The sequence below is a fragment of the Sorangium sp. So ce426 genome (assembly GCF_051475585.1).
GTDB lineage: Bacteria > Myxococcota_A > Polyangia > Polyangiales > Polyangiaceae > Sorangium > Sorangium cellulosum_B.
This window is the reverse complement of the sequence record NZ_CP150341.1, coordinates 12914521-12939389: the sequence shown is the minus strand read 5'-3', so window position 1 is coordinate 12939389 and position 24869 is coordinate 12914521. Positions and strand designations below refer to the sequence as shown.

Below are 24869 nucleotides of genomic sequence, written 5' to 3'. Positions count from 1 at the left end.
CGAGCCCCCTCTCTTGTGCACTCCCCGGGTGAATCTGCAGAAGACCGCCCTATACTGTTCCTCCCCGGACGTACCCGGCCGCACGGGACGTGCGGGCGAGGCCATCACGAGGTGGAGCGCAAGCACGTAATGACCGTCACAGCACCGTTTGATCTGCCAGGACACGTCGTCGAGCAGCTGATCCATGAGGGCGGCAAGACCCACGTTTACCGTGGCCGCCGCGCCGCGGATCAGCGGCCGGTCGTCATCAAGACGCTGAAGGGGGAGCACCCGAGCGTCCGCGATCTCGCCCTGTTGCGGCACGAGTTCAGCCTCCTGCGCGATCTGGATCTCGAGTCCGTGGTGAGGGTGTGCTCGCTCGAGAGGACGCGCGGCGGCCTCGCCCTCGTCACGGAGGCGGTCGAGGGCACGACCCTGAGGGCGATCCTCGACGATCGCCGGCTGGATCTCCGCGCGGCGCTTTCGCTCTCGACGGCCATCGCCGACGCCATCGGCGCGGTGCACCGCTGTCACGTCACGCACAAGGACATCAATCCCAGCAACATCATCGTCAGCTCGGACATGCGCCGCGCCACGCTCATCGACTTCGGCGCCTCGTCGCGGCTCAAGCAGGAGTTGCAACAGTCGACCTCGGCGTCCACCCTGCAAGGCACGCTCGCGTACATGTCGCCCGAGCAGACAGGGCGCATGAACAGGGGCATCGACTACCGCGCCGACCTCTACTCGTTCGGTGTCACGCTGTATGAAATGCTGACCGGAGCCCTGCCGTTCCCGGACGGCGATCCGGTGGACGTCCTCTACAGCCACATCGCGCGGCAGCCCGCCCCGCCGCACGAGCTCCGCGGGGATGTCCCCCGGCCGGTCTCCGAGATCGTCATGAAGCTCCTCGCCAAGGCGCCCGAGGACCGCTACCAGAGCGCGTACGGCGTCAAGGCAGACCTCGCGGAGTGCCTGCGCTCCCTCGAGCAGACAGGCCAGGTCCACCCCTTCCCCGTCGGCCAGCGCGATCGCAGCCACGAGCTGCGCGTCCCGCAGAAGATCTACGGCCGGGACGCGGAGCGGGACCGGCTCCTCACCGCCTTCGAGCGGGCCCGCGCGGGCGCCGCGGAGCTCGTGCTCGTCTCCGGCTACTCCGGCGTCGGCAAGAGCGCGCTGGTCCACGAGACCTACAAGGCCATCGCCAGGGTCGGCGGCCACTTCGCCCACGGCAAGTTCGATCAGCTGAACCGCGGCGTGCCCTGCGCCTCGGTCGTCCAGGCGTTCAGGGGGCTCGTGCAGCAGCTCCTCTCCGAGCGGACAGACGCGCTGGCCCACTGGAGAGCGGAGCTCGGCGCGGCGCTCGGCCCGAACGCCGGGCTCCTCGTCGACCTCATCCCCGAGCTCGCGCTCATCGTCGGCGAGGCGCCCGCTGTCGCGGCGCTCGGCCCCTCCGAGTCGCAGAACCGCTTCGACATGGTGTTCCGGAGCTTCCTTGGCGTGTTCGCCGCGCCGTCACACCCGCTCGTCCTGTTCCTCGACGACCTCCAGTGGGCGGACCCGGCGTCGCTCCGGCTGCTCAGGCTCCTGCTCACCGACGCCGACACACGCCATCTCCTGGTCGTCGGGGCCTACCGCGACAACGAGGTGAGCCCGGCGCACCCGCTCGTCATCACCCTCGACGCCGTCCGCGCCGCGAGCGCGGCCGTGACCGACATCCCCCTCGCCCCGCTCTCGCAGGACGACGTGACGGCGCTCGCATCGGACGCCCTCGGACGCGCGGCGCAGGACGTCGCCCAGCTCTCCGAGCTCATCCACGACAAGACGCTGGGCAACCCGTTCTTCATGGGGCAGTTCCTGCGCATGCTGGGCGACGACGGGCTCCTCCTCTGCGATCCGGAAACCGGCAGATGGACATGGGATCTCGCAGCCATCGAGTCGCGGGCCGTGACGGACAACGTCGCCGACTTCATGATCGCCAAGCTGCAGAGGCTCGCGCCGCCCACCCAGCGCGCCCTGACGCTCGCCGCGTGCATCGGGCACCGGTTCGACCTGCGCACGCTCGCGACGATCTCCGAGCTGCCGGCCGCGCAGGCGGCGCAGGATCTCTGGGCGGCCATGCAGGAAGGGGTCCTGCTCCCCATCGACGCCGACTACCGGCTCGTTCACCCGGAAGACCCCTCCCACGGCGAGCCCGCGACCGACGCGTCGCTCGCCGTCTCCTACCAGTTCTTGCACGATCGCGTCCAGCAGGCGGCCTATGCCCTCATCGCGGACGAGCACAGGTGCGCCGCCCACCTGCGCGTCGGCCGCCTGATGCTGGCCAGCCAGCGCGGGGAGCCGCAGGAAGAGCGGCTGTTCGACACGGTGAATCATCTCAACGATGGCGCCGCCCTCATCGCCGATCCCGGCGAGCGCGATCTGCTCGCGCGCCTGAACCTGCGCGCCGGGAGGAAGGCCAAGGGCTCGACCGCGTACGGGGCCGCGGCGGAGTACTTCAGCGCCGGGCGGAGCGCGCTCGGAGACGACGGCGCCTCGGGGGATCACGCGCTGCGCTGGGCGCTCACGCTGGAGGCGGCCGAGTGCGAGTACCTGTGCGGCCGCTTCACCGAGGCCGAGGCGCTGTTCCAGCGGCTGCTCGAGGTGGCGGCGTCGGACCTCGATCGGGCGCGGGTCCAGAGCCTGCGGATGAAGCTCTATCAGGTCGCCGGCCGCTACGACGAGGGCGTCACCGTCGGACAGGAGGCGCTGCGCCTGTTCGGCGTCGAGATCCCCGGGGCGAGCGAGGAGATCGGCGCCGCCGTCGCCGCCGAGGTCGCGCAGATCCCGCAGAGCATGGCGGGCAGGAGCATCGAGGACATCCTGCACGCGCCGCTGCTCGCCGACGAGCAGATCCGCGCGGTCATCAACCTGCTCGCCGACTGCGCTCCGTGCGCGTACATCGGGCGGCCGGGCGTGTTCCCGCTCATCGCGCTGAAGATGCTGAACCTGTCGCTGCGGCACGGCAACACCGAGGCGTCGTGCTTCGGCTACAGCGTGTATGGGCTCATGCTCGTCGCGGCGTTCGGCGATATCCCGTCGGGATTCCGCTTCTCGGAGATGTCGATCCGGCTGAACGAGAAGCTCGGGGACGTCGCGCTGCGGGGGACGCTGCTGCACCTCCACGGCGATCACATCAACTTCTGGGTCCAGCACATCCGGAACGATCTCCCCATCCTGGAGCGGGCGTTCCTCGCGTGCATCGAGGCCGGCGACCTGGTGTACGCGAGCTACCTGGCCTTCGAGACCGTCTGGCAGGTCTACGAGAAGGGCGATCCGCTGGCGGAGGTCGACCGCGTCGCCGAGCGCTTCGCGTCGTTCGCGCGCAAGACAGGCAATCACGCCGTCCTCGAGACGATCCGGCTGGAGCAGCAGTTCCTGCGCAGCCTGAAGGGGCTCACGGCGGCCGACGCCTCGCTGAGCGAGGAGGGCTTTGCCGAATTCTCGGAAGAAGCGTGCCTGGCCGCGCTCACCCGGGCGAGCTTCGGGTGCGGTATCGCCTTTTACCACATCATCCGGCTCATCCTCCTCTATTCCCACGGCCGCCTCGAGGAGGCGCTCGCCGCCGCGGAGGCGGCGCGCCCGGTGCTCGGGGCCGTCATGGCGATGCCGATCGAGGCGACCTACCACTTCTATCTCGCGCTCACGCTGGTCGCGCTCGGCGAGCGCGACGCGCGCGAGCGCGAGCGGCACGCCGGGGCGCTCTCCGCGTCGCTCGAGAAGCTCGAGCTCTGGGCGCGCCATTGCCCCGACAACTTCCGCGTGAAACACGTCCTGGTCCTGGCCGAGGCGGCGCGCGCCTCCGGCCGCGACGTCGAGGCGATGGGGCTCTACGACGACGCCATCGACGCCGCCCGCCAGAGCGAGTTCGTGCAGTACGAGGCGCTCGCGTCGGAGCTTTCGGGCCTCTACTACGCCCGCAAGGGCCGGCGGCGCATCGCCGCGCTCTACCTGGACGCGGCGATGCACGCCTACCGGCAGTGGGGGGCAGAGCGGAAGGCCGCGGAGCTCGCCCGGCAGCACGGGCTCGACCCGCTCCCCATCGCACGAGGGCCCGCGGCGGAGCACGAGAAGGCCGCCGCGAGGACGAGCTCCCTGTCGGTGAGCCACCCGCTCCTCCACAAGCTCGCCGACGTCGCGGCGGTGCTGCAGACGACGCAGGCGATCTCCAGCGAGCTCGTGCTCGGGAAGGCGCTCGACCGCGTGATGCGCGCCGTCCTCGCGAGCGCCGGCGGACAGCGCGGCTTCCTGGTGCTCGCGCGCGAAGAGCGATTGTTCATCGAGGCGTCCGTCACCATGGATCCGGAGTCGGTCGAGGTGGAGCTCCGGCGTCCGCTGGAGGAGTCGTCGGCCCTGCCGGTCAGCGTGGTCCACTACGTGGCGCGGACGCGAGAGCTGCTCATCCTGGACGACGCCGCGGCGAGCCCTCGCTTCGCGGCGGATCCCTACCTCGCCGCGCACCGGCCGAGGTCGGTGATGGGCCTCCCGCTCGTCCACCAGAACCGGCTCACGGGCGTGCTGTACGTGGAGAACGCGCTCGCGAGCGGCGCCTTCACCCCGGAGCAGACCGAGCTGCTCCGCCTCCTGGGCGCGCAGGTCGCGGCGGCGCTCGAGAACGCGCAGCTCTACGGCCGGCTGCAGGAGGTGTCCGACAGGCACCGCGCCATGAACGATCGGCTCGAGAGCGAGGTGCAGCGGCGCACCGAGGAGCTGTTCTCGGTCAACGAGCGCCTGTCGCAGAAGGCAGACGAGCTGAACCGGGCCAACGAGCTCTTGCTCGAGGAGCTCCGCGAGCGCGAGCGCGCCGAGCAGGCCCGGGCGGCGCTCCAGGAGGAGATCATCGGGGTGCAGCGGCTGCGCCTCTCGGAGATGGCGACGCCCATCATCCCGATCACCGATCGCGTCCTTGTCATGCCGCTCATCGGGACGATGGACGCGGCGCGCGCCGCGCAGGTGCTGGAGGCGACCCTCGCCGGCGTGGAGCGCCACAACCCGTCCACCGTGATCATCGACATCACCGGCCTGAAGCACGTCGACGCCGGGGTCGCCGACTCGCTGATCCGCACCGCCTCGGCACTGCGGCTGCTCGGCGCGCAGGCGATCTTGACCGGGATGCAGCCGGAGGTCGCCCGGGCGCTCACGCAGGGCGGGATCGACCTCCGCGGCATCATCACCCGCTCGACGCTCCAGAGCGCCGTCGCCCACGCGATCACGCCGCCCCGGACCGCACGACCCCACGGATGAGCGGGCGGCGCGCTCCGCCGTCGCCCCCGCCCGTTGGTGAGGTCTGCGCGCGGGCCGCGCGCGCGCGGCCATCGTTTGGGCGCTACGGCGACGCCTGCTTGCCCTCGCAGCGGCCCAGCACGAAGATCCCGCAGACGCGCTCGTTCACCAGGCACTGCTGCCCTTCCGGGCACTGCGACGGATCGAGCACGGCCGGGTCGCACGGCCTCGCGCAGAACGGGGGCGGGCCGCGCGGGGCGTCGTAGGCGCCGTTGCCGTCGCGATCGAGGAAGATGGGGTTCGTGACCGCGTAGGGCACCACCGGGTACCAGTCGGGGACCGGCGGCGACGCCGTGAAGAACCGGGAGAGCGCCTCGACCTGCGTGAACGCGAGGCTCGCGACCCGGGGCAGCTGGAGCTCGCCGAACGACACCGGCAGCGCGACCGGCGTGAGGAGGTTCTCGTCGCGCAGGCCCATCGCCACCACGACGACCCAGCCGTCCGACGGCGGCGCCGGCAACTCGAGCCGCTCGTCGACGTCCACGATCGCCGACGGCCCCGAAGGCGGCTCGAGCACCCGGACAAGGCGGCCGCTCACGTAGACCTCGACACGATCCACGCCGAACCAGCTCGCCGTCTCGATCCGCAGGTCGAGCGGCACCGTGTCGCCCGGGGCGCGCGCCACGCCGCCGAACGTCGCGCCGCCCACGCTCGCGCGGAGGAATGGCCCGTAGGTCGCGAACGCGCTGCCCGCGCGGAGCGCCCCGGTCGCCTCCTCGAGATCGAGCGCCGCCGGCTGGTCGGTCCGCGAGCGGAAATAGGTGCGCGGGAAGCCGGGCTCCAGCGAGGCGCCGTGGCTGTCGCTGCTCCCCACCTGCGTCGGCGAGAAGCCGTGGTCGAGGTAGCGGAACAGGTCGTCGACCTGGCCCGCGTGGAAGGTGCACGGCCGATCCGCGTCCTCCGGCGGGACCGCGCCGCCCTCACCTCCAAGGCAGAGCGCCTCCCCGTCGGCCGCGGTCCTGTCGAAGTCCCAGACGGCGTCCTGCTCCTCGGGTGTCCTCGTCAGGATCCGCTTGGTCACGCTCCAGGCGAGCGCCGAGCGGGCGCGCTGCTGGCACGCCGCGTACCGCTCGCCAGGCTTGCACGCCGGCAGGCCGAAAGGGAGCTCGGCGCACGCCGCGCGGAGCGACGCCTCGTCGTTCGCGGCGTCGATCCGGGACAGGCACCGGTTGAAATCGACGACCTCCTGCACGGTGGGGGTCCGGAGCAGATCGAGCCGCTTCCCGTTGAAGACCTCCATCGCGTCGAAATCGCAGCTGCCCGCCTGGAACAGCGGGTTGCTCGCCTCGAGCGTCGGGATCGACCGGCGCAGCGTGAAGGGGTCGACGCCGAGCTGGTCGATGTACCCGATGAACCCGTCGCGCGGATGAGCGACGATCACGAGCGCGTCCTCGCCCTCCGCCGCCGTGCCGCGCACCCCGTCGATCACGTCCCCGCCCGCGCGGCAGACCCAGTCGAAGGCGCCGTGATCCGGCACGTCGAGCTCGTCGTAGCGGAGCGGGAAGCCGATGAAGTGCCCGAGCTCGAGCGTCGAGACCTCGGCGCCGACCGCCGTCTTCAGGTGCGGCTCGAGCCCCAGCTGCCTCACCGCGGGCGCGAGATCCGTGTGCACGTCGTGGTCGGTGGTCACCGCGACGTCGAGCCCCTCGACGACCGCCGAGGTCACCCGCTCCTCGAGCGGCAGGCCGCTGTCGAAGCTCGGGCGCTGGTGCAGGTGCATGTCGATCGACATCCAGCCCGTCGAGTCGACCTCGCGCGGCACGACCGCCTCGATCCGCCGGACCTCCCCGGCGCGCACCTCGAGGTCGGGGATCTCGAACCGGCCGAACTCGGGCCCGCGCGTGGCGAGGACGCGGTAGCGCCCGGGCTCGATCTCGACAGCGCCCTCGCCCGTCGCCGATCGCTCGATCTGCCGGACGCCGCTGCCGAGGCGGCCGTGGCCGAGGTAGACCCGCCTCGTGCCGTCGCCCTCGAGCGGCAGCCCCGCGGCGTCGAGCGCGACGAACGTCAGCTTGGCTGGCGCGAGCCGGCCGCCCTCGTCGACCACCCGGTACGCGATCCGCGCGGGGCTCGGCAGCTCCGCCGCCACCGAGACCGTGGCCCCGGCGCCGAGCGCCACGCGGATCGGCGCCGACACGGCGGTGCCCTCGGGGTTCTCGGCGACGAGCAGGTAGCCGCCGGGCGCGAGCCGCGCGTGGAAGTCACCGTCCTCCACCGGATCGAGCCCGAGGTCGGCGTCGATGGAGCTGAGCAGCCCCACGTCCCCCGAGCGCGCGAGGTTCGCCTCGACGAGCGCGTCGACGCTCGCGAAGGCGGCGCCCGGGTCGGGGTCGCGGAAGACGTGGACCCGCGCGTTCGGCACGGGCGCGCCCGTCGACCGCCACCGCACGGCGCCCTCGAGCGATCCGGTCGGCGTGCCCCGGGCGCCGTAGACCACCTCGGCGACGCTCGCGACGTCGCCCTCGCCCACGGCGAAGTAGCGCTCGTAGGTGAACGACCGCTTCCTGTCGCACGCCTCGTCGTCGGAACCCGCCGCGAGGCAGCTCCGCCCGGCGCTCAGGAAGGCCGTCGCCGCGCTCGTGAAGACGGGGACGTTGACCGTGGAAGGCGGGCCGCCCTCCGTCGCCTTCGTGAAATAGCCGTAGCTGACGTCGCCGCCCGCCGCGGCGACGAAGTCGAAGCCGAGCGGCTGCTGGAACGTGTCCCGGCCGGCGAAGAGGGCGTCGAACACCGCCTTCTCCTCGTCGAAGCCCATGCCGGGGCCGAAGATGTCGTTCTGGTTGCCGAAGAAGACGAAATCGCCGGCGACGATCCCGCCCTTGCGCTCGGGATCTCCGTTCCGCTCGTCGCCAAGGATGCCCCTGAAGATGTCCGAGGGGCCCGCGTAGTTGTCGAGCGAGAGCGGCTCCCCGCAGGCGCACGCGGGGCAGCCGTCGTCGCCCGCCGCGAGGCCGTCCTCGCACTCGAGCGCGCACGAGGCGACGCTCGGGCACCCGAGCACCTCGTCCGGCAGGAGGAGCGTCGTGCGGATCGTGACGAACCGCTCGCCCGGGCGCAGGACGTAGTCGGTGCGGAAGCGCATCGCCGGCTTGAGGCCGTCGAACAGGAGGCCGAGCAGGTCCTCCTGGGTCTTCAGCACGCCGAGCGCGTGGAAGAGGAAGCCGCCGTCGCCCTCGACCCGGACGACCGCCTCCTGCCCGTCCGAGCCGTCGTTGACAACGAAGACCTCGGTGGCGCCCGGATCGGGCACGAGCAGGTTGGCGACCGGGAACGACTCGGCGAAGCGGTCGCGGCCCGACGCGCTCGCGAAGCGCGGATCGGGGCGGCGCAGGTCGGCGTCGACAAGCGAGCCGCCGTAGACGCCCGGCCCCGGCGAGTGGCGGGGGCCGAGGATCGCGACCCGGATCTCGTCGTTTTCCAGGAGGAAATCGCCGACATCGGCCATCGCCACCGGGCCGCCGACCAGCTCGAACCGGTTCTCGATCGGCTTGGCGCGCAGGAGGTTCGGATCGTCGCAACCGACCAGGCCGACCGGGCCGAGGAGGGCGACCAACGCGAGGGCGGAGCGGCGTTTTCGCATGGCGGACTGCTAGAGCGACAAACGGGTTGAAACCCCAGAAAAGAACAGGAATTTGAACCGCCAAGCGCGCCAAGGACGCCAAGATTGTGTTTTGTTCTTGGCGTCCTTGGCGCCTTGGCGGCTCATTTCTCGCTCGATCAACGTGATCGGTGTCCTAGAGGTTGAGCTGCAGCTGCAGCGCCACGGCGTCGTTGTCCAGCGCTATGCCGTGGCGCTCCTGCCGGTGGGTGAAGTCGACCTGCGCCTTGAGCGTGTTGTCGATGAAGTGGTAGCTCGCGCCGGCGGTGAGGGCCCAGCTGTCCGTCTCGTCCGATAGATCGAGGTTGGGATCGAGCCACTCGAACCGCGCGTTCACGCCGAGCTTGATGCGCTTCACGAAATACCCCACCTCGCCGACGAGCCCTATCGACGTGACCGGGGCGAGCTGGCCGAGCGGCTGCGTCGGGGTGCTCTCGGGGTCGCTCTGGTTCCAGAGGAGCTCGGCCAGCGCGTGCGCGCCCGCGGCCTGGACCAGGACGTCGGCACCAATGCCGTGGATGTCGCGCGTCCCGCCGTCGCTGAAGAAGTAGCTCGCGCCTGCGCCGACGCGGAGGCGCGAGACGGCGAGGTCCTGCACCGAGCGAGGGAGGGGGCCGAGCGGCTCGGTGGCGAGCCGCGCGACGTAGGCGACGTTGTCGAAGCGGTTGCCGAAGCTCGCGGCGTTCTCGACATAGCCGGCGAAGAACTGATCCGAGCGCTGGAAGCCGTTGAACATGCCGGCGAAATAGCTGAACGCCCTGCCCCGGAAGTGCCCCTCGACGTGGAGGCCGACCTGGCGGCCGGGCGCCATGGCGCGCACGGCGAGGGGCCGCTCGACGAGCGCGCCCTCACCGGCGCCGGCCATCGCGGAGCGGCTGAACGGCACGTCGTGCGCGCCGAAGTAGAGGTTCGCGAAGGGGAAGTGGGCGTAGCCGATCCACGCCTCGGAGAGCCGCGCCGAGCCGTCCGCGCCCCCGGCGAGCTCGCCCGAGACCGCGAACGGCACGTACCCGGCGAGCCTCCCCGCGAAGCCGACGCGGGCGCGCCGCAGGCGGAACCCCTGCCCCTCGGCGACGTCGCCCGCCTGGAGGAAGGCGTCCTCGCCCACGTAGGGGACGGCCTGCGCCTGCACGAGCACGAGGGGAGAGAGCACGAGGCGGCCGATCGCGAGCTGGAACGGCGGTCCGCCAGCGGCCGGCGCGGCGGCCGATCCGGCAGGAGGCGGAGCGGCCGCGCTCGCGGCGGGCGGCGCGGCGCTGGACGGCGCGGCGCCGGCAGGCGCGGCGCCTGCTGGAGGCGGGCTGGCGGCGGGCGCGCCGGGTGCGGCGACAGCGGACGGCGCAACGCCGGTAGGCGGTGTGCCCGGCGCGGCCGCCGGGGTGCCGGGCGCGGCGCCTGCAGGTGGCGTGGCCGGCGCGCCGCCGGGGGGAGCCGCGCCGGGCGGCGGCGCGACCGGGATGGTCGGCGCGGCGGGCGGGGGAACCGGAAGCGCGTCGGCGGCTGGAGGCTGGGCTGGCAGCTGCTGGGCGGGTTGCGCGCTGGCCTGCGGACACCAGAGCGCCACCGCTGCCAGGAGGAGAGCGGCGAGCGCAGCGCCGTCCAGCGCCGTGCTGCCCCCGCGGCGCCGCGGCCGGGCACATCGAGGATCCGCACCGCGACGAGTCCATGCGCAAGGTGTCATTGGCGTCCGTGCTGGCCGGCGGGCGAGAGGAATCGCGACGAACTCGGCGACAGCGCCGCTGGCAGGCGCCTTCGTCTATCCCACGTGTCGACAGGGTGTCAACGCGCCGCCTCGCACCCGCGCGCACCGGGCGTGTTGCCCTTTCCGGGCAGCTGCGATGGGCGTACACTGATCGCCCCCGAACCCCGCGGCGCTCGACGTCGATCGCCGCCCGTTCCCGGAGGCGGGCTCGCCCCGCCGCCGCGCGGAAGGCCGGAATGACCGGCGCTCCGCGCGGTCGACCTCTCGCTGGATGTCCGTCAGCCGCGCGAAGGCGCGCAAAGGAGGTGGTGAATGAGGGTGTGCAGGAGAGCGCATGGAGCTGCCGTGGCGCTGCTCGCGGTGCTGGCTGCGCCTGGCCTGGCGCAGGCGCAGGAGGTCGGGCCGCCGCCCCGGTCGCCCGCAGAGCGGACTGCGACGGTGCTGTCCGACGCACAGTTCAAGGCGCGGTTGGAGACGCTGGCAGCGGAGCTTCCGTCCGCGCAGATGGGACGTAACTGGAAGCGTGTGGTCGACGAGGCGCTACAGCGGGTGAGCGACTTGCCGCAGGCGAGCGCGCCGGCGCTTCCGTCCTCGGATATATTCGAGGATCCGGAGGCGCTGGTGGGGCTCGACGACCCGACGCAGGGGTTTCCGGAGGCGGGCGCGACATTCGAGCTGGACCGCTATGAGGTCACGCTCGCGCCGGTGGTGCTCCCCGTGTCGCCGGTGGTCTGGAACCTGCCTGGCGAGCAGGGGATCCTTCCCGGCGCGCACGTCCGGCTGCCGTGGGCCGTTCCTTAGTCCAGCCTCCGGGTTGAGAAAAAACTCTGGCCGGAGGCTGTCGACAGCCTCCGGGGTTGAGAAAAACTCTGGCCGGAGGCTGTCGACAGCCTCCGGGTTGGGAAAAAACTCTGACGGGAGGCTCTCAACAGGGCTTTGCCCTGAGATCCTTGTTCTTGGGCAGGGTTTCTGGGCGAACGGACGGCTTCTAGAGCCCCCACGGCGCCCGAAGAGGGCGCTGGCTCTCCCCAGGCACCGTTCGCCACTGGGAGGCGGCTCGGCGAGATCGAGCGGGCCGTGCTGATGAAGCGGACGTGGGGCTTCGACTCGCTCCGCTCCCCCAGTGCGATCGCAAGGTTGCGGGCGCCCGCCAGCGCTTTCCCCTGCGACAGAGAGGTTGCCGTCTCCGCGGCCTCTGGTGTACGTCGGCAGACGCGGGCAACGGTTGCCCCGCGCTCGCGAGCCGCGCCGCCGACACGATGCCGGGCACCATCGACAAGAACCCGAAGCAGATGAAGCGAACCCGCGCCCATGCTTGAGTCGATTCACCTCAAGAACGTCGGCCCCGCGCCCGAGATGACGATGAATTTGGCGCCGAGGCTGAACCTCGTCACGGGGGACAACGGGCTCGGGAAGAGCTTCCTGCTCGACGTGGCGTGGTGGGCGTTGACGCGGACGTGGGCCCGTCACCCCGTCGTCCCCACGACGAGAGGCGCGTCGATCTCGTATTCGTACACAAAGAAGACACCCAGGCCCTACGCCTACACGAGCAAGTACGACCCCGCCTCCGAGCGATGGAGCGTGAGCCAGGGTCGCCCCGCGATCCCTGGGCTCATCCTCTATGCGCAGGTGGACGGCGGGTTCTCCGTCTGGGATCCGGCGCGGAACTACTGGACGGAAGACGCGCCCGATCGCCCGAACGCCTACCTTTTTTCGGCGTCCGAGGTCTGGGCAGGGAACCAATACTGCGAGGGCCTGCTTCGCGACTGGGGTTCGTGGCAACGCGAGAAGAGCCGTCCCTTCGAGCTCCTGAGCAAGGTCCTCGGAGCGCTGTCGCCATCGAGCGACGAGAAGGAGAAGCTCCAAGCGGGCGATCTACGCAAACTCACGGTGAGCGACCCGCTCAGGTACCCGACCTTGCGCATGCCCTACGGCGAAGACGTCGCCGTCATCCACGCCTCGGCCGGGATGCGCCGGATCATCGCGCTCGCCTACCTGCTCATCTGGACGTGGGAGGAGCACCTTGCCTCTGCGAAGGTGCGCGGCGAGCCACCGGCGAGAGAAGTCGTCTTCCTCATCGACGAGATCGAGGCCCACCTGCATCCGCAATGGCAGCGACGCATCGTACCGGCGCTCTTGCAGGTGATGGACATCCTCACCGGGCAACACGGTTCGCGTGTCCAGCTCGTCGCCGCGACGCACTCCCCGCTCGTCCTGGCTTCGGTCGAGCCTCTCTTTGACGCCGACAAGGACGCCTGGTTCGATCTCGATCTGGACCGCACGAGCAAGCCCTATTCCGTCAAGCTGACGCCGCGGACCTACGTGCGCCACGGCGAGATCGGCAATTGGCTCACGAGCGAAGCGTTCGATCTGAAGGAGCCCAGATCCCTCGAGGGCGAGCGAGCCGTGAAGACGGCTCTGGCGCTGATGGACCGAGAGGCGGCCTCCGACGCCGCCGTCGTCGCTGCGGACAAGGCGCTGAGAGACGCCGGTCTGCCCGACATCGACCCGTTCTGGGTGCGATGGGGGTACTTCCGCGACCGTCGAGCAAAACAGGCACCGGCGAAGCCGAGGCGGAAGCGGGCGTGATCCCGGTTGTCCTGGCCGCCGAGCCGCCCAGCTTCGATGCTCTCGTTCGCAAGCGAGGCAAAGAGGCGATCGCGAGGCTCTTGGGCAAGCCTGTGAAGGGCAAGGGGGGCCGCAAGCCGAAGAAGACCTACCCTCGCGAAGAGGACATCCCTTCGGAGAAATTCCCGGCCCTCTGGCGTCAGCCTCGTGAAGCCGACAGCAAGAGCACGCTCGACGACATGATGGACCTCTACGGCCAGCGGTGCGCGTACCTCGCCATGCACATCGAGAAGGCGACGGGAAGCCCGACGGTCGACCACTTCATCCCGACGTCGGCGAACTGGCGCCTCGTCTACGAGTGGTCGAACTATCGGCTGAGCGCCGCCTGCGTGAACACGGCCAAGGATGTGCTGGATGTGGTGGACCCATTCAAGGTGCAGGCAGGATGGTTCGAGCTCGACTTCGCGACGTTTCACGTTCAGCGAGGACGCGGCGCGCCGAACGCGCAGCATGCGAAGATCGACAACACCCTGCCCATGTTGAACCGTCGTGAATGTTGGCAACAACGGGAAGAATACGTGAAGCTCTATCGGCTCGGCCCGGGCAACAAGGGGATCGATCTCCCGTTCCTGGAGCACCGCGCGCCCTTCATCGCGTCCGAGCTGCGGCGCCAAGGGATGCTCGTGCGAGGTGACGCCTGAGGCTCGCGCCCGGTTGGCGCTTCCGTCCGCCGCGGCCTCACCCCTCCCCGGAAGGCCCGATCATCCTCTCCGGCCGAACGATCTCGTCGAACTTCCCCCCGTCGAGGATCCCGAGCGCGAGCGCCGCCTCGCGGAGAGTCGTCCCTTCCGCGTGCGCCTTCTTGGCGATCTTCGCCGCGCTGTCGTAGCCCACGTGCGGGTTCAGCGCGGTCACCAGCATCAGGCTCTCGCGCAGGTTCCGCTCGATGCGCTCGCGGTTCGGCTCGATGCCCCGCGCGCAGTGCTCCTCGAACGACGCGCAGCCGTCGGCCAGCAGCCGGATCGACTGCAGCACGTTGTGCACGATGAGCGGCTTGTACACGTTGAGCTCGAAGTTGCCGCTCGCCCCGCCGATGCCGACCGCGACGTCGTTGCCGAGCACCTGGGCGCACAGCATCGTCATCGCCTCGGCCTGGGTGGGGTTCACCTTCCCCGGCATGATCGAGCTGCCCGGCTCGTTCTCCGGGATCGTGATCTCGCCGATCCCGCAGCGCGGCCCGCTCGCGAGCCAGCGGACGTCGTTCGCTATCTTGGTCAGGCTGCAGGCGAGCACCTTCAGCGCGCCGTGCGCCGCGACGAGGGCGTCGTGCGACGCGAGCGCCTGGAACTTGTTCGGCGCGGTGACGAAGGGCGCCCCCGTGAGCTCGGCGATCCTGGCGGCGACCTTCGCCGGAAACTCCGGGTGAGCGTTGAGCCCCGTCCCGACCGCCGTGCCCCCGAGCGCCAGCTCGCGCAGCGGCGGGAGCGCGCGCTCCACCGCGGCGATGCCGGCGTCGAGCTGCGCCACGTAGCCGGAGAACTCCTGCCCGAGCGTGAGCGGCGTCGCGTCCTGCAGGTGCGTGCGGCCGATCTTGACGATGTCCGCGAACGCCGCGCTCTTCTGCGCCAGGGTCTCGCGCAGCCGGCGGACCTCCGGGAGCAGGCGGCGCTCGATCTGGAGCGCGGCGACGACGTGCATGGCCGTCGGGAACACGTCGTTCGAGCTCTGCGACCTGTTCACGTCGTCGTTCGGGTGGACCGGCGATTTCGAGCCCATCACGCCGCCGCTCATCTCGATCGCGCGGTTCCCGATGACCTCGTTCACGTTCATGTTGGTCTGGGTGCCGCTGCCCGTCTGCCAGACGACGAGCGGGAAGTGGTCGTCGAGCTTGCCGTCGATGACCTCGTCGGCCGCCGCGACGAGGAGCGCGCACCTGTCCGCCGGCAGGAGCCCCAGATCGCGGTTCACGAGCGCCGCCGCCTTCTTCACGGTGGCGAGCGCGGCGATCATCTCCCGCGGGAAGCGCTCGCCCCCGATCCGGAAGTTCTCGAGGGAACGCTGCGTCTGCGCCCCCCAGTAGCGGTCGTCCTGCACCGCGATCGGCCCGAAGCTGTCCTTCTCGATGCGCGTCCCCATGGCCGCGTCTTAGCGGCGGCGAACGCGCCCCTCAAGCGGCGCGAAGCCCTGTCGCCGGCCCGCGCGCAGGCGCGTAGGCGCATTCGCGCCGCGGGGGCAAAAAGCGGGCGTGCTCTTGTTTTCCCGCCTGTTTTTTGCGAAGTTCCGGGCCGCGCACGCGCGAGAAACACGGAGATCAGCATGGCCGGCATGGACACAGTACCGCGGGAGCTGCTGCAGGCTGCCTACAGGCGCAACCCGATTCACCTGCTCAAGATCCCGCTTCATTTCGCCATCTGGGCCGCGGTCACGTGGGTGCTGTACGCGACGCAGCACCACCCGCTCGCCATCCCGATCGGGGTCGCCTGCTCGTGGTTGATCGCCAACCTCGTCCGCGGCCTCGGCGCCGTGGCGCACGACGCCGTGCACGGCAGCTGCTCGCGCTCGAAGCTCGCCTCGTACGTCATCGCCCTGCTCTGCTGGGCGCCGACCGGCATGAGCGTGACGCTGTACACGAACTACCACCTTCATCATCACAAGATCGCGAACACGTACCCTGACGTCGACAACTTCGTGGTCACGGATTACACGCGGAACCCCGTCCTCGCGCGGCTCCTGCTCCTCGCCGTCTACACGTTCGCCTATCCGCTCTACTTCCTCGGCTGCATGGCGCGGTACGTGAAGCGGCTGTCGCCGCTCCAGCGCGTCAAGATGAACGTGGAGCTCCTCGGCTTCTACGGGCTCATGGCCTTCTTCTTCTGGGTCATGCCGCTCCAGGTGTTCTTCTTCTTCTATGTCCTGCCGTTCGTCTTCGGCGCCATCCTCGCCAGCGTGACCTCGATGATCGAGCACTACGAGATGCTCCCGGGGGAGGACGCCTACAGCTCTCGCACCTACGGGACGAGCGCGCGCGTCACGAACTTCCTCTGGAACAACGTCACGTACCACAACGAGCACCACAAGTTCCCGGGCATCCCGTTCTACAACCTGCGCAGCTTCCACGAGGCGGCGTATCCCTACTACGATGAGCGGGTGAAGTCCGCCTGCCACCCGTCGATCGTCGGCGTCGCCCTCTCGCTGTACGGCCGTATCCTGAAGCTCGACATCGCGAAGCTCGACGAGCGGTACCGCGGCCTCAACAAGGACGACGAGCGGCGGAAGATGATGGCGCTGAACGGCATCCAGCCCGGCGCGACCGCCTGAGCTGGACGAAGGCTCAGTCCGCGGCGAAGCAGTAGATACGGCCCGCGCCGCCCACCGCCACGAGCTGCTGCTGGCTGCAACCCGCGGGGGCGTGCACGGAGTTCCACGAGTTGTAGGGGGCCTGGCCGTTCATGTTCGGGCCGAGGCCGTCGGAGTGCCCCACCTGCGGCCCAGGCGTGGCGGTGGACGACGTCCAGTCGTTGCACGTGGCGGCCAGGGCCGTGCCGTCCGCCGCCGAGCCCGTGAGGATGTCGTGCTCGTTCGGCGTGGGAGAGCCCTGCCACTGGCCGTTGATGCGGTTGCCCTTGTGATCGACGAAGAGCTCCGGGTTGCCCCCGGGCAGCGCGTGCAGCGCCTCGACGCTCGCGGCCACCGTGACGCCCTTGGCGTTGACCCAGGGCCCCTTGCCGATGCGATCGCGCGCATTCTCCGTGCTCGTGCTCAGGTACGCGCGCCACGTGCGGCCGCCGGCGCCCACCTCGGCCGCCAGCGCCTGGCAGATCGCGTCCGCGCCGGCGATCCCTCCGAGATCGCCGCCGCTGTCGCTCGGGGTGGACACGAAGAAACCCAGCGATGAGGTGCCCGGGTCCCCGCCGGCCCCGGTAGCGGGCCCGCCTGCTGTCCCCGCGCCGCCCTCGCCTGCGCCGCCCTCGCCTGCGCCGCCGGAACCGCCCGTCCCAGCCGCGCCGCCTCCTCCGACGCCCGTGCTCCCTGATCCGCCGCTGCCTCCGGTGCCGCTGCCCGAGGCGCTGCTGGTCGAAGCGCTGCTGCTGCTGGCCTGGTCATTACTCGTACCGCTGGAATCGGATTCATCCGAGCAGGCCGTAGAGGTAACGAGAAATGCTGCGGAAAGGACGAGGTAGATCTTGTGCACGGCAGAGCTCCTGAGTGGGCGAATGGCGCGCACGATACCGACAGCTCACCCCTTGCCGCAACCTCGAGCGCGCAAATCGCCCATTGCGCTGGAATACGCAAAATTGCACGGAGGTGCGCGCAGGTACACGGAGACGCCAACCGCGTTGAGGCAGGCCGGACGAGGAGGCAGCGCGATGGACCTTTCGGCTGCCCGATCGGGTCGACGTGCTCTCCTGTGCGTCCGTGGGGGGAGGATGCGCCTTTCAGGTGCTGTGCCCCCTGTTACGCTCGCTCCCATGGCGCGCACGGCCCCCCCGTCCCGAATATCCCGGCGATCCCTGGCATGAACCCCGGCGTCTTCATCATGGGCGGCGGCGGCGGCAGCGGAGGCGGCAGCGGCAAGGGCGGTAAGGGGAGCGGCAAGGACCAGGGCGCCGACGGCTCCAACGGGGGCAACGGCGCCAACGGAGGGGGGAAGTCGGGCTGCGGCGGCGCGGGCGGCGACGGCTCCGGCTGCCCGAACCACCACGGGACGAGGAAGAGCGGGAAGGTGTCGAAGGGCGACCCGGTCGACGTCGCCACCGGCCGCGTGTTCACCGATCCCGTCGTCGACCTCGAGCTGCTCGGCGCCCTCGGCTTGCGGTTCGTGCGCCGCTACAGCTCGAGCGCCCGCGAGCGCGACGTCGGCCTCGGCTTCGGCTGGGTTCACTCGTTCGCGTGGGCCGTCGAGGTGCGGCGCCAGACCACCGTTCTGTGGACCGACACGGGCGCGGAGCTCTCGTTCGACCCCATCGCCGAGGGGGACGCGGGCATCGGCCCCGACGGCTGGGTCCTGACCCGCGACGCCAGCGGGTTCGTGCTCGATGACGCCGCAGGCGCGTTCTATCTGTTCTCCGAGCGCGACGGCTCGACATACCGCCTCTCCGCCGTGCGCGACGCCCATGGCAACACGACGCGGCTCACCTACCGCGAGGGGCGCGTCGAGTCGATCGCCGACGCCGCCGGCCGCGTCGTGCGCGTGCGGCGCACGCCCGACGGCCGCATCGCCGCGCTCGAGGTCAAGAACGCGCCCGAGCGAGGGAGGTGGGTGACCCTCCGGAGCTACACCTACGACGAGCGCGGCGACCTCGTCGCCGATACGGACGCTGAGGGCTGCGTCAGCCGCTACACCTACGACGATCACCGGCTGACGTCGCGCACGGATCCCGAGGATCTCACCTTCCATTTCCGGTACGACGAGCGTGGCCGCTGCGTCGAGACCTGGGGCGATCACCCCGATCCGGAGCGCCTGGGCCTCGCGAAGGGCGTGCCCGACACGCTCGCCGATGGCACGAAGGCCCGGGGGATCTACCACTGCAAGCTCGTCTACGGCGACGACGGGTACTCGGAGGTGGCGGACTCGATCACCGTGCACCGCTACTTCGCCAATGAGTTCGGAAAGCTCGACAAGGCCGTATCCGGCGGGGCCGTCTACTGCCGCACCTACGATGAGAACGGCAATCTCCGCTCGTTCACCGACCCGCTCGGCGCCACCACGACGTGGGACCGCGACGCCCGGGGCCGCACGCTACGAGTAACCGATCCGCTGGGCCGCACCACCGTCATCGAGCGCGAGCCGGACGGGCACATCCGGCGCGTCACCGACCCGGGCGGCGGCGTCACGGAGGTGACGCGCACTGCGGGCGCCTTGTACTGGACCGATCCGATCGGCGCGACCTTCGAGGTCCGCATCGAGGCGCGGGGGCTCATCACGGAGACCGTCGCGCCGAACGGCGCGCGCACGCGCTTCCTCCACGACGCGCACGGCAACGTGATCCAGAAGATCGACGGGACAGGCGCCGTCACCGAGCACGTCTACGACTACTGGGGACGTTGCCTCTCGGTGCGCGACGCGCTCGGGCACATCACGTCGTACGCCTACAACGATCGGGGCGATCGCGTCGCCGTGCGCCACCCGGACGGGGGCGTGACCCGCTATGTCCACGACCGCAACGGGGACCTCGTGCGCGTCGACCACCCGGACGGCACCTCGACGCGCTTCGATCGGGGAGGCCTGCACAAGTCTGCGCGATCCGCCGCCCGAACGGTGAGGTGAACCGCCTCGGCTACGATCGCGAGGGCCACCTCGTGCGGGCCGAGAACGCGCGGGGGGATGTGTACCTCATGCGCTACGACACAGCGGGCCGCATGGTGTACGAGCGGACGTTCGCTGGGCTGGAGAAGTACTATCGGCACGACATGGCCGGGCAGCTCCTCCACGAGAAGACCGGCGCAGGCGAGCTCACGGAGTTCACCTATGACGCGGCCGGACAGCTGGTCCAGCGCACCCTGCCGGACGGCGCCACGGAGTCGTTCGAGTACGACCATTGCGGCCAGCTGATCGCCGCCGTCACGCCCGCCGGGGAGCTCACGTTCACGCGCAACGCCGTGGGCTGGGTCGTGGAGGAGCGGCAGATCGCGTCGGGGGAAGCGTTCTCCGTGCGGCGGACGTACGATCTCATGGGCAACGTGGTGCAGCGGACGACGTCACTGGGCCACTCGGCCGTCTTCGCGCGGGACGCCTGCGGCCGGGCCACGCAGGTGGTGCTGGACGGGCGCACCGCGGTCGGGGTCGCGCACGACGCGCTCGGGCGCGAGATCGCCCGCGCGCTGCCCGACGGAGGGCGCATCCAGGTCGTCTACGACGCGCTCGGCCGCATGGCCCAGCGCTGGGTAGGCTACCCCGGGCAGGCCAGCGCGGGCGCCGGCCGGCCCGAGTGGGTCGGCCCTCGCCCGCCGGGGACGACGGTGTACCAGGCGTTCCGCTATGGGCCGTGCTCGGAGCTCGTCGAGTCGTGGGACGACGCGCTCGGCCGGAGGCTGTTCGAGCACGACCCCGCGGGGCAGCTCCTTGGGGTCCGCGACGAGCGGGGCCGGGGGCAACGCTTCGCGTACGACGCCGCGGGCAACCTCCACGAGCCGGACGGCGAGCAGCGCGCTTACGGCGCGGGGAACCGCTTGGTGCAGAAGGGCGGCACCACGTATGCGTGGGACGAGTCGGGCAGGCTCACGAGCGCGCGCGACGCGGAGGGGCGGCTGACGCGGTACAGGTGGAACGCCCTCGGGCTGCTCGGCGCGGTCGAGAAGCCCGACGGGAGGGTGGTCGAGCTCAGCTACGATCCGTTCGCGCGACGCATCGGGAAGCGCACGCTCGAGCGAGCGCCCGACGGGCGGCGGCGCGAGGTGTCGAGCGTGCGCTTCGTGTGGGACGGCGGCGTGCTCGTCCACGAGATCAAGCGCGTGGCGCAGGCGGCGGGGGATCCCGTGGTGGAGGAGCGCACGTACTGCTTCGAGGAGGCCCGGTACGCCCCCTGGGCCCACCGCGACACGCGCGTCGCGGACGGGCGGCGCGAGGAGAGCCCGTGGTTCCATTACCTCAACGACGACGTGGGCGCGCCGGAGCGCCTGGTCGGCCCCGCGGGCGAGGTGGTGTGCGAGCTCGACCGATCCGCGTTCAGCGCGAAGGTGAAGGAGGGCGGGCGGACCACCACGCCGCTCCGCTTCCCGGGCCAGTACGAGGACGAGGAGACGGGGCTCGTCTACAACCGCTACCGCTACTTCGATCCCGCGCTCGGCCGGTACCTGAGCGCGGACCCGGCGGGGCTCGACGGCGGGTTCAACGGCTTCGACTATGCCGGCAACGCGCCGACGCGGTTCGTCGATCCGAGCGGGCTGATGCCGTTCTCGACCGTCCGGAACGCGGCCGGGAAGAACCCGGAGGGCAAGGATTTCACCGATCCAAAGAACCGACGCGGGGTGGCGGCGGATATCGAGGGCAAGAGCCAGGGAGAGCGCGGCGGGCCGAACGCAGAGGCTCACCGCGAGAAGTTCGGCAAGGACGACGCCATCACCGAGGCTGTCAAGAACGCGCAGAGAGCGCGCGAGCCGCAGAAAACCCCGACGGGGGACACAACGTGCTCGGAGGTGGACGCGCTGCACAAGATGGCGCGCCAGATCCGCGCCGAAGGAAACGCCCAGCGAACCGCGAAGGGGAAACCTGAGATGACGAATGAGGAGGTGCGCGCCGAGCTTCAGAAGCGCTTCAGGAACGGCGCGACGATCGAGACCACGAACGAGGATGGCGAGGGCATGGCGCCTTGCCCCATGTGCGCGCAGATCTTCCGAGAGCTCGGCCTCCATCCGGCCAACATCGGAGAGGACGCGAAGGGCGGCGTGCTCGGCCCGAATCAAAAGAAAGAGACCAAGGTGAACAAGATGGGTCGGTGGGACGGTACTTTCACGCAGAGCAGCCAGGATACAAACTCTCGACGAGAGAACATCCGGACGGTGCGCTCCACGACCCCCCCGTTCACCACCTGACGCGTGCGATGACAACCCCCCCGCCCCGGATCCCCGCCCCCGCGCCCGTCGAGCGCGCCTTCCGCTGCGCCTGGCGCGAGGCGTCGCGCACCAAGCTCGACACCGAGGAGCACACCGCGCTGGCCGCGCTCGGCCGATGGCTCGACGAGCCGGACCTGCCCTGTGCGATCTTGCACGGCCCGCGCCCGAGCCGGCGCGCGGTCGTGGCCGCCCACCTCGTCCGTGCGCAGCAGCAAGGCACCGCCTACGCTGCGCAGCTCGTGCCGATCGGGCCTGATCTCAGGCTCGAGCGCGACCTGGTCGCGCTGCTCACCTCGCGGCTGCGCGCCGATTATGTGGGCGGCCCACCTCGGCTATTGCGCACGCGGATCGCGGAAGAGCATCTGCGCGTGGGGCCGACAGAGGGCGAGCCGTCGCTGCTGCTCGCGATCACCGACGTCGAGGAGGCGGAACCGCTCGTCTCCTGGCCAGCGCTGTTCTCCGCCGTGGGTCCCCGCGTCAAGGTGCTCGCCACCGTCGAGGGCGACGACGCCACAGCCCGCGCGTGGATCTCGCGCCTCGGCTTCGATCTGGCGCGCACGCGGATCCATCCGCTGCCGGTGCGGCCCTGGCCTGTGCCGGGCGACCCCGCGGAGTTCCTCGAGACCGCAGGCGCCGCATCAGCCAAGCTCCTCGGCCTGCTCTCGGTCGCCTACGGCCGACTTCGCGACGACGAGATCACGACCGCCCTCGGGGCCCACATCGAGGGTGCCCTCGCCGGGATCGAGCCGCTTGTCACGGTCATCAAGGGCACGTACGCGTTCCGCTCGAACGCGGCCCGCCGCGACGTAGAGGCGCACCTCGACCACGACACGCGGGACGCGTCACGCCGCCGTCTACTATCGCTCCCGCCGGCCGGCTATCCGTGCGCCTACGCGCGCGCCCACCTGGAACACGCCGCCGCGCCGCTCCAGGCATTCGCCGCGCTGGTCACCGAGGAGCACCTCGCCCGCTGGATGGCCCGGCCCGAGGCCTACCTCGGCTTCGTCGCCGACCTCGAGCGCGTGCGCCGCCACGCCATCGAGCCGCTTCCAATGAGTCACGAGGCAACGGCCCTCGCGGTGCGCGCGGCCCTTGTCGAGGCGAGCGTGAACCAGTGCGCCCGCCGCAAAGACCACGGTGCCCCGGTGGGCGTCGAGCCGTTCGCTCGGAAGGCGCCGATCGCGGACGAGCGAGATCAGGCCAGGGCGCTCACCGCGCTCGGCGCGGCGATGACGGCCGGCCCGGCGCGCGCCGAGGTGCTCGCGTGGGCCACGGACGCCGCACGGCACACCACGGACGTCGAGTTCCGCGGGGATGTCCTCCTGAGCCTCGCCGACGTCGTCGGGGGCGAGGCGGGATACGCGTTCGCGCGGGAAGCGCTCGCCGCGTATCGGACCACGGAGAACGCGGAGGAGCGAGCGCGCCAGATGCTCTTCGTGGCGAAGTGGTTGCCTCAAGAGGAAGGGATCGCCGTCGTGCGCGAGGCGCTCGCCGTCCTCCGTGACAGCGGCGGAGATCCTGGCGATCTCGACCTGTTCGCCGACCGCTACCCGCGTGCGGTCGCCGAGGCGCTCTGGCCCGACGCGGAGGCGCTGCCTGGGCCCGCGCGGGCGCGAGCGCTCGCCGCGCTCGCGCGCGGCCTCGGCGATCCCGAGCGCGTACGCGCCGCCTTCGCCGCGGTGGAGCAGCACGTCAACCCGTACGACCTGCTGATGCAACGGACTCTCGCGGAGCTCGTGCCGTTCCTCGACGCCCCGGAGGCCCGCCGCGCCGCAGCGCTCGCACCCCAATTCGGCGAGCGCGCCGCCGAGCTCCTCGAGAGCCTGATCCCGCGCCTCCGGGCGCTGGGCGATCCCGCCGAGGACCTGCTCGAGGCGCTGCCAGTCGAGGCGCGCGTGCGTGCGCTGGCCCGGAGCCTCCCCTTCGCCGCGGAGCCGGCGCGGCTGCTGGCGCGGATCGACGAGGCCATCCAGCAGGCCGAGCCGCGCGAGCGCGGCTGGATGCTCTTCGACGTCTGCCCCTGGTTCGCGGCGACGGGCCACAGCGACGCGCTCCTCGCCGAGGTCGCGCTGCTCAGCGACGGTGGCCGCCTGACCGCCCTCGGCATCCTGGCGCGCCACGATCCCGCGCACGCCCCCGAGTTCACGCGTCAGGCCCTCCCACTGGCCCTGCGCTTCGGCGCCGACGAGCCGAGCCGCCTGCTCGACCTGGTCCCGCTGGCCCGCCATTTTCCGGCCGAAGGGGCCGTCGCCGCCATCGGCCTCCTGCTCGACGCGCTCGCAGGCGAATACCGCGGTGCCGCGCTCGCAGGCGACGGCGTGACCCTCGTGAAGCTCGCGCCGCTCATCGCCGCCCTCGCGGGCGACGACGGCCTGGCCGGCGCGGCGCACGAGGTGGTGCGGGTCGCCGCGTGGTTCCCCTGAGCGCCCCGGTGCTCGCATGCTGCCGTTGTCGCCTGCCGCGCGCGCGCCTCGACTGGCAGCGCGCCGGCGGCATCCTCGGCGGCGGATGGCGCCCGGGCCCGGCACGGACCAGCTACCGCTTCTTCGTCGCCATCGCCTTCACGACCGCGTCGACCGCCGTGACCAGCGAGCGCCTGAAGGCGTGCAGCCGCTGCTCCGCCGCCGATCCCTTCGCGACCGGCTGGTTTGGCGCGAAGCTGAACCAGGACATCGACAGCCCGAGGAGGAGGACGAACAGGTCCTCGGCGCACAGCTTCGGTGTCGCCCCGAGGTCGTAGGCCGCGGCGAGCTCCTGCACCTTGGCGGTCGCGACGTCGTGCTGCGCCTCGTCGGGGAGCTCGAGCTGCCTCCACATCATCATCCGCACGCTCTTCGGATTCTCGACCAGGTGATCGAAGACGCCTGCGACGAAGGCCGGCAGGTCCGACGGGTCGAAGGGCACGGCGTCGAACGCGATCTGGCACCGCTCGTCGAGCACGCTGCGGAACAGGCCCTCCTTGGAGCCGAAATAGGCGTAGATCGCCTGCTTGTTCGCCGAGGCCCGCTCCGCGATGCGGTCCACGCGCGCGCCGGCCAGCCCTCGCTCGGCGAACTCGTCGAGCGCAGCGTCGAGGAGCCTCTTCTTGGTCGCCGCCGAATCGTAGCGCATGGGTGGCTCCTTCATGGAGCACACGCCGTGGCGCGCGGC

Annotated in this window: 13 protein-coding genes; 8 read left to right on the top strand and 5 right to left on the bottom strand. The window is 71.0% G+C overall.

Annotated features, from left to right (window positions below):
• Positions 1-129 precede the first annotated feature (129 nt).
• Positions 130-5259, top strand: coding sequence for an AAA family ATPase (locus tag WMF44_RS48680; RefSeq protein WP_437296873.1), 5130 nt, complete (start codon positions 130-132; stop codon positions 5257-5259).
• A gap of 82 nt (positions 5260-5341) precedes the next feature.
• Here the strand turns inward: WMF44_RS48680 and WMF44_RS48675 are convergent, their stop codons facing one another.
• Together WMF44_RS48675 and WMF44_RS48670 are read right to left on the bottom strand one after the other, a co-directional pair.
• Positions 5342-8878, bottom strand: a complete 3537-nt coding sequence (locus WMF44_RS48675; protein WP_437296872.1) for a PHP domain-containing protein — start codon at positions 8876-8878, stop codon at positions 5342-5344.
• 154 nt (positions 8879-9032) lie between these two features.
• Positions 9033-10460 carry a porin gene (locus WMF44_RS48670; protein ID WP_437296871.1) on the bottom strand — a complete coding sequence of 476 codons (1428 nt, stop codon included), beginning with the start codon at positions 10458-10460 and terminating at the stop codon, positions 9033-9035.
• 483 nt (positions 10461-10943) lie between these two features.
• Here WMF44_RS48670 and WMF44_RS48665 point away from each other — a divergent pair, with 483 nt between their 5' ends.
• From WMF44_RS48665 to WMF44_RS48655, 3 genes are all read left to right on the top strand, one after another.
• A complete protein-coding gene (locus tag WMF44_RS48665; protein WP_437296870.1) occupies positions 10944-11399 on the top strand; it encodes a hypothetical protein in 456 nt (151 codons plus the stop codon).
• A gap of 510 nt (positions 11400-11909) precedes the next feature.
• Entirely contained in the window at positions 11910-13187 is a 1278-nt protein-coding gene (locus WMF44_RS48660) for an AAA family ATPase (RefSeq protein ID WP_437296869.1), read from the top strand.
• The gene (locus tag WMF44_RS48655) at positions 13121-13867 is read left to right on the top strand and encodes a hypothetical protein (RefSeq protein WP_437296868.1); all 747 of its coding nucleotides are present in this window, start codon (positions 13121-13123) and stop codon (positions 13865-13867) included. The genes WMF44_RS48660 and WMF44_RS48655 overlap by 67 nt, the downstream gene beginning before the upstream one ends.
• A 37-nt stretch (positions 13868-13904) precedes the next feature.
• Here WMF44_RS48655 and fumC read toward each other — a convergent pair whose 3' ends face one another.
• A complete protein-coding gene (fumC, locus tag WMF44_RS48650) occupies positions 13905-15302 on the bottom strand; it encodes a class II fumarate hydratase (RefSeq protein ID WP_437296867.1) in 1398 nt (465 codons plus the stop codon).
• A gap of 189 nt (positions 15303-15491) precedes the next feature.
• On the opposite strand from fumC, the gene WMF44_RS48645 reads away from it, so the two are divergent.
• The gene (locus WMF44_RS48645; protein ID WP_437296866.1) at positions 15492-16484 is read left to right on the top strand and encodes a fatty acid desaturase family protein; all 993 of its coding nucleotides are present in this window, start codon (positions 15492-15494) and stop codon (positions 16482-16484) included.
• A gap of 13 nt (positions 16485-16497) precedes the next feature.
• On the opposite strand, the gene WMF44_RS48640 is transcribed toward WMF44_RS48645, so the two are convergent.
• Positions 16498-17043 carry a hypothetical protein gene (locus WMF44_RS48640; RefSeq protein WP_437296865.1) on the bottom strand — a complete coding sequence of 182 codons (546 nt, stop codon included), beginning with the start codon at positions 17041-17043 and terminating at the stop codon, positions 16498-16500.
• A 639-nt stretch (positions 17044-17682) separates the two neighbouring features.
• Here WMF44_RS48640 and WMF44_RS48635 point away from each other — a divergent pair.
• Genes WMF44_RS48635 through WMF44_RS48625 form a run of 3 tightly spaced genes read left to right on the top strand, consistent with a single transcriptional unit; the run spans position 17683 to position 24142 of the window.
• Entirely contained in the window at positions 17683-19434 is a 1752-nt protein-coding gene (locus WMF44_RS48635; RefSeq protein WP_437296864.1) for a DUF6531 domain-containing protein, read from the top strand.
• The gene (locus WMF44_RS48630) at positions 19431-21698 is read left to right on the top strand and encodes an RHS repeat domain-containing protein (protein ID WP_437296863.1); all 2268 of its coding nucleotides are present in this window, start codon (positions 19431-19433) and stop codon (positions 21696-21698) included. The genes WMF44_RS48635 and WMF44_RS48630 overlap by 4 nt, the downstream gene beginning before the upstream one ends.
• A gap of 8 nt (positions 21699-21706) precedes the next feature.
• Positions 21707-24142, top strand: coding sequence for a hypothetical protein (locus tag WMF44_RS48625; RefSeq protein ID WP_437296862.1), 2436 nt, complete (start codon positions 21707-21709; stop codon positions 24140-24142).
• Positions 24143-24254: 112 nt separating this feature from the next.
• On the opposite strand, the gene WMF44_RS48620 is transcribed toward WMF44_RS48625, so the two are convergent.
• Positions 24255-24830 carry a TetR family transcriptional regulator gene (locus WMF44_RS48620; protein ID WP_437296861.1) on the bottom strand — a complete coding sequence of 192 codons (576 nt, stop codon included), beginning with the start codon at positions 24828-24830 and terminating at the stop codon, positions 24255-24257.
• Positions 24831-24869: the final 39 nt, after the last annotated feature.

Coding starts and splice junctions, on each gene's coding strand:
- WMF44_RS48680 (WP_437296873.1), top strand. CDS start 130: ATGACCGTCACAGCACCGTTTGATCTGCCAGGACACGTCGTCGAGCAG.
- WMF44_RS48675 (WP_437296872.1), bottom strand. CDS start 8,878: ATGCGAAAACGCCGCTCCGCCCTCGCGTTGGTCGCCCTCCTCGGCCCG.
- WMF44_RS48660 (WP_437296869.1), top strand. CDS start 11,910: ATGCTTGAGTCGATTCACCTCAAGAACGTCGGCCCCGCGCCCGAGATG.
- WMF44_RS48655 (WP_437296868.1), top strand. CDS start 13,121: ATGGGGGTACTTCCGCGACCGTCGAGCAAAACAGGCACCGGCGAAGCC.
- fumC (WP_437296867.1), bottom strand. CDS start 15,302: ATGGGGACGCGCATCGAGAAGGACAGCTTCGGGCCGATCGCGGTGCAG.
- WMF44_RS48645 (WP_437296866.1), top strand. CDS start 15,492: ATGGACACAGTACCGCGGGAGCTGCTGCAGGCTGCCTACAGGCGCAAC.
- WMF44_RS48635 (WP_437296864.1), top strand. CDS start 17,683: ATGAACCCCGGCGTCTTCATCATGGGCGGCGGCGGCGGCAGCGGAGGC.
- WMF44_RS48625 (WP_437296862.1), top strand. CDS start 21,707: ATGACAACCCCCCCGCCCCGGATCCCCGCCCCCGCGCCCGTCGAGCGC.
- WMF44_RS48620 (WP_437296861.1), bottom strand. CDS start 24,830: ATGCGCTACGATTCGGCGGCGACCAAGAAGAGGCTCCTCGACGCTGCG.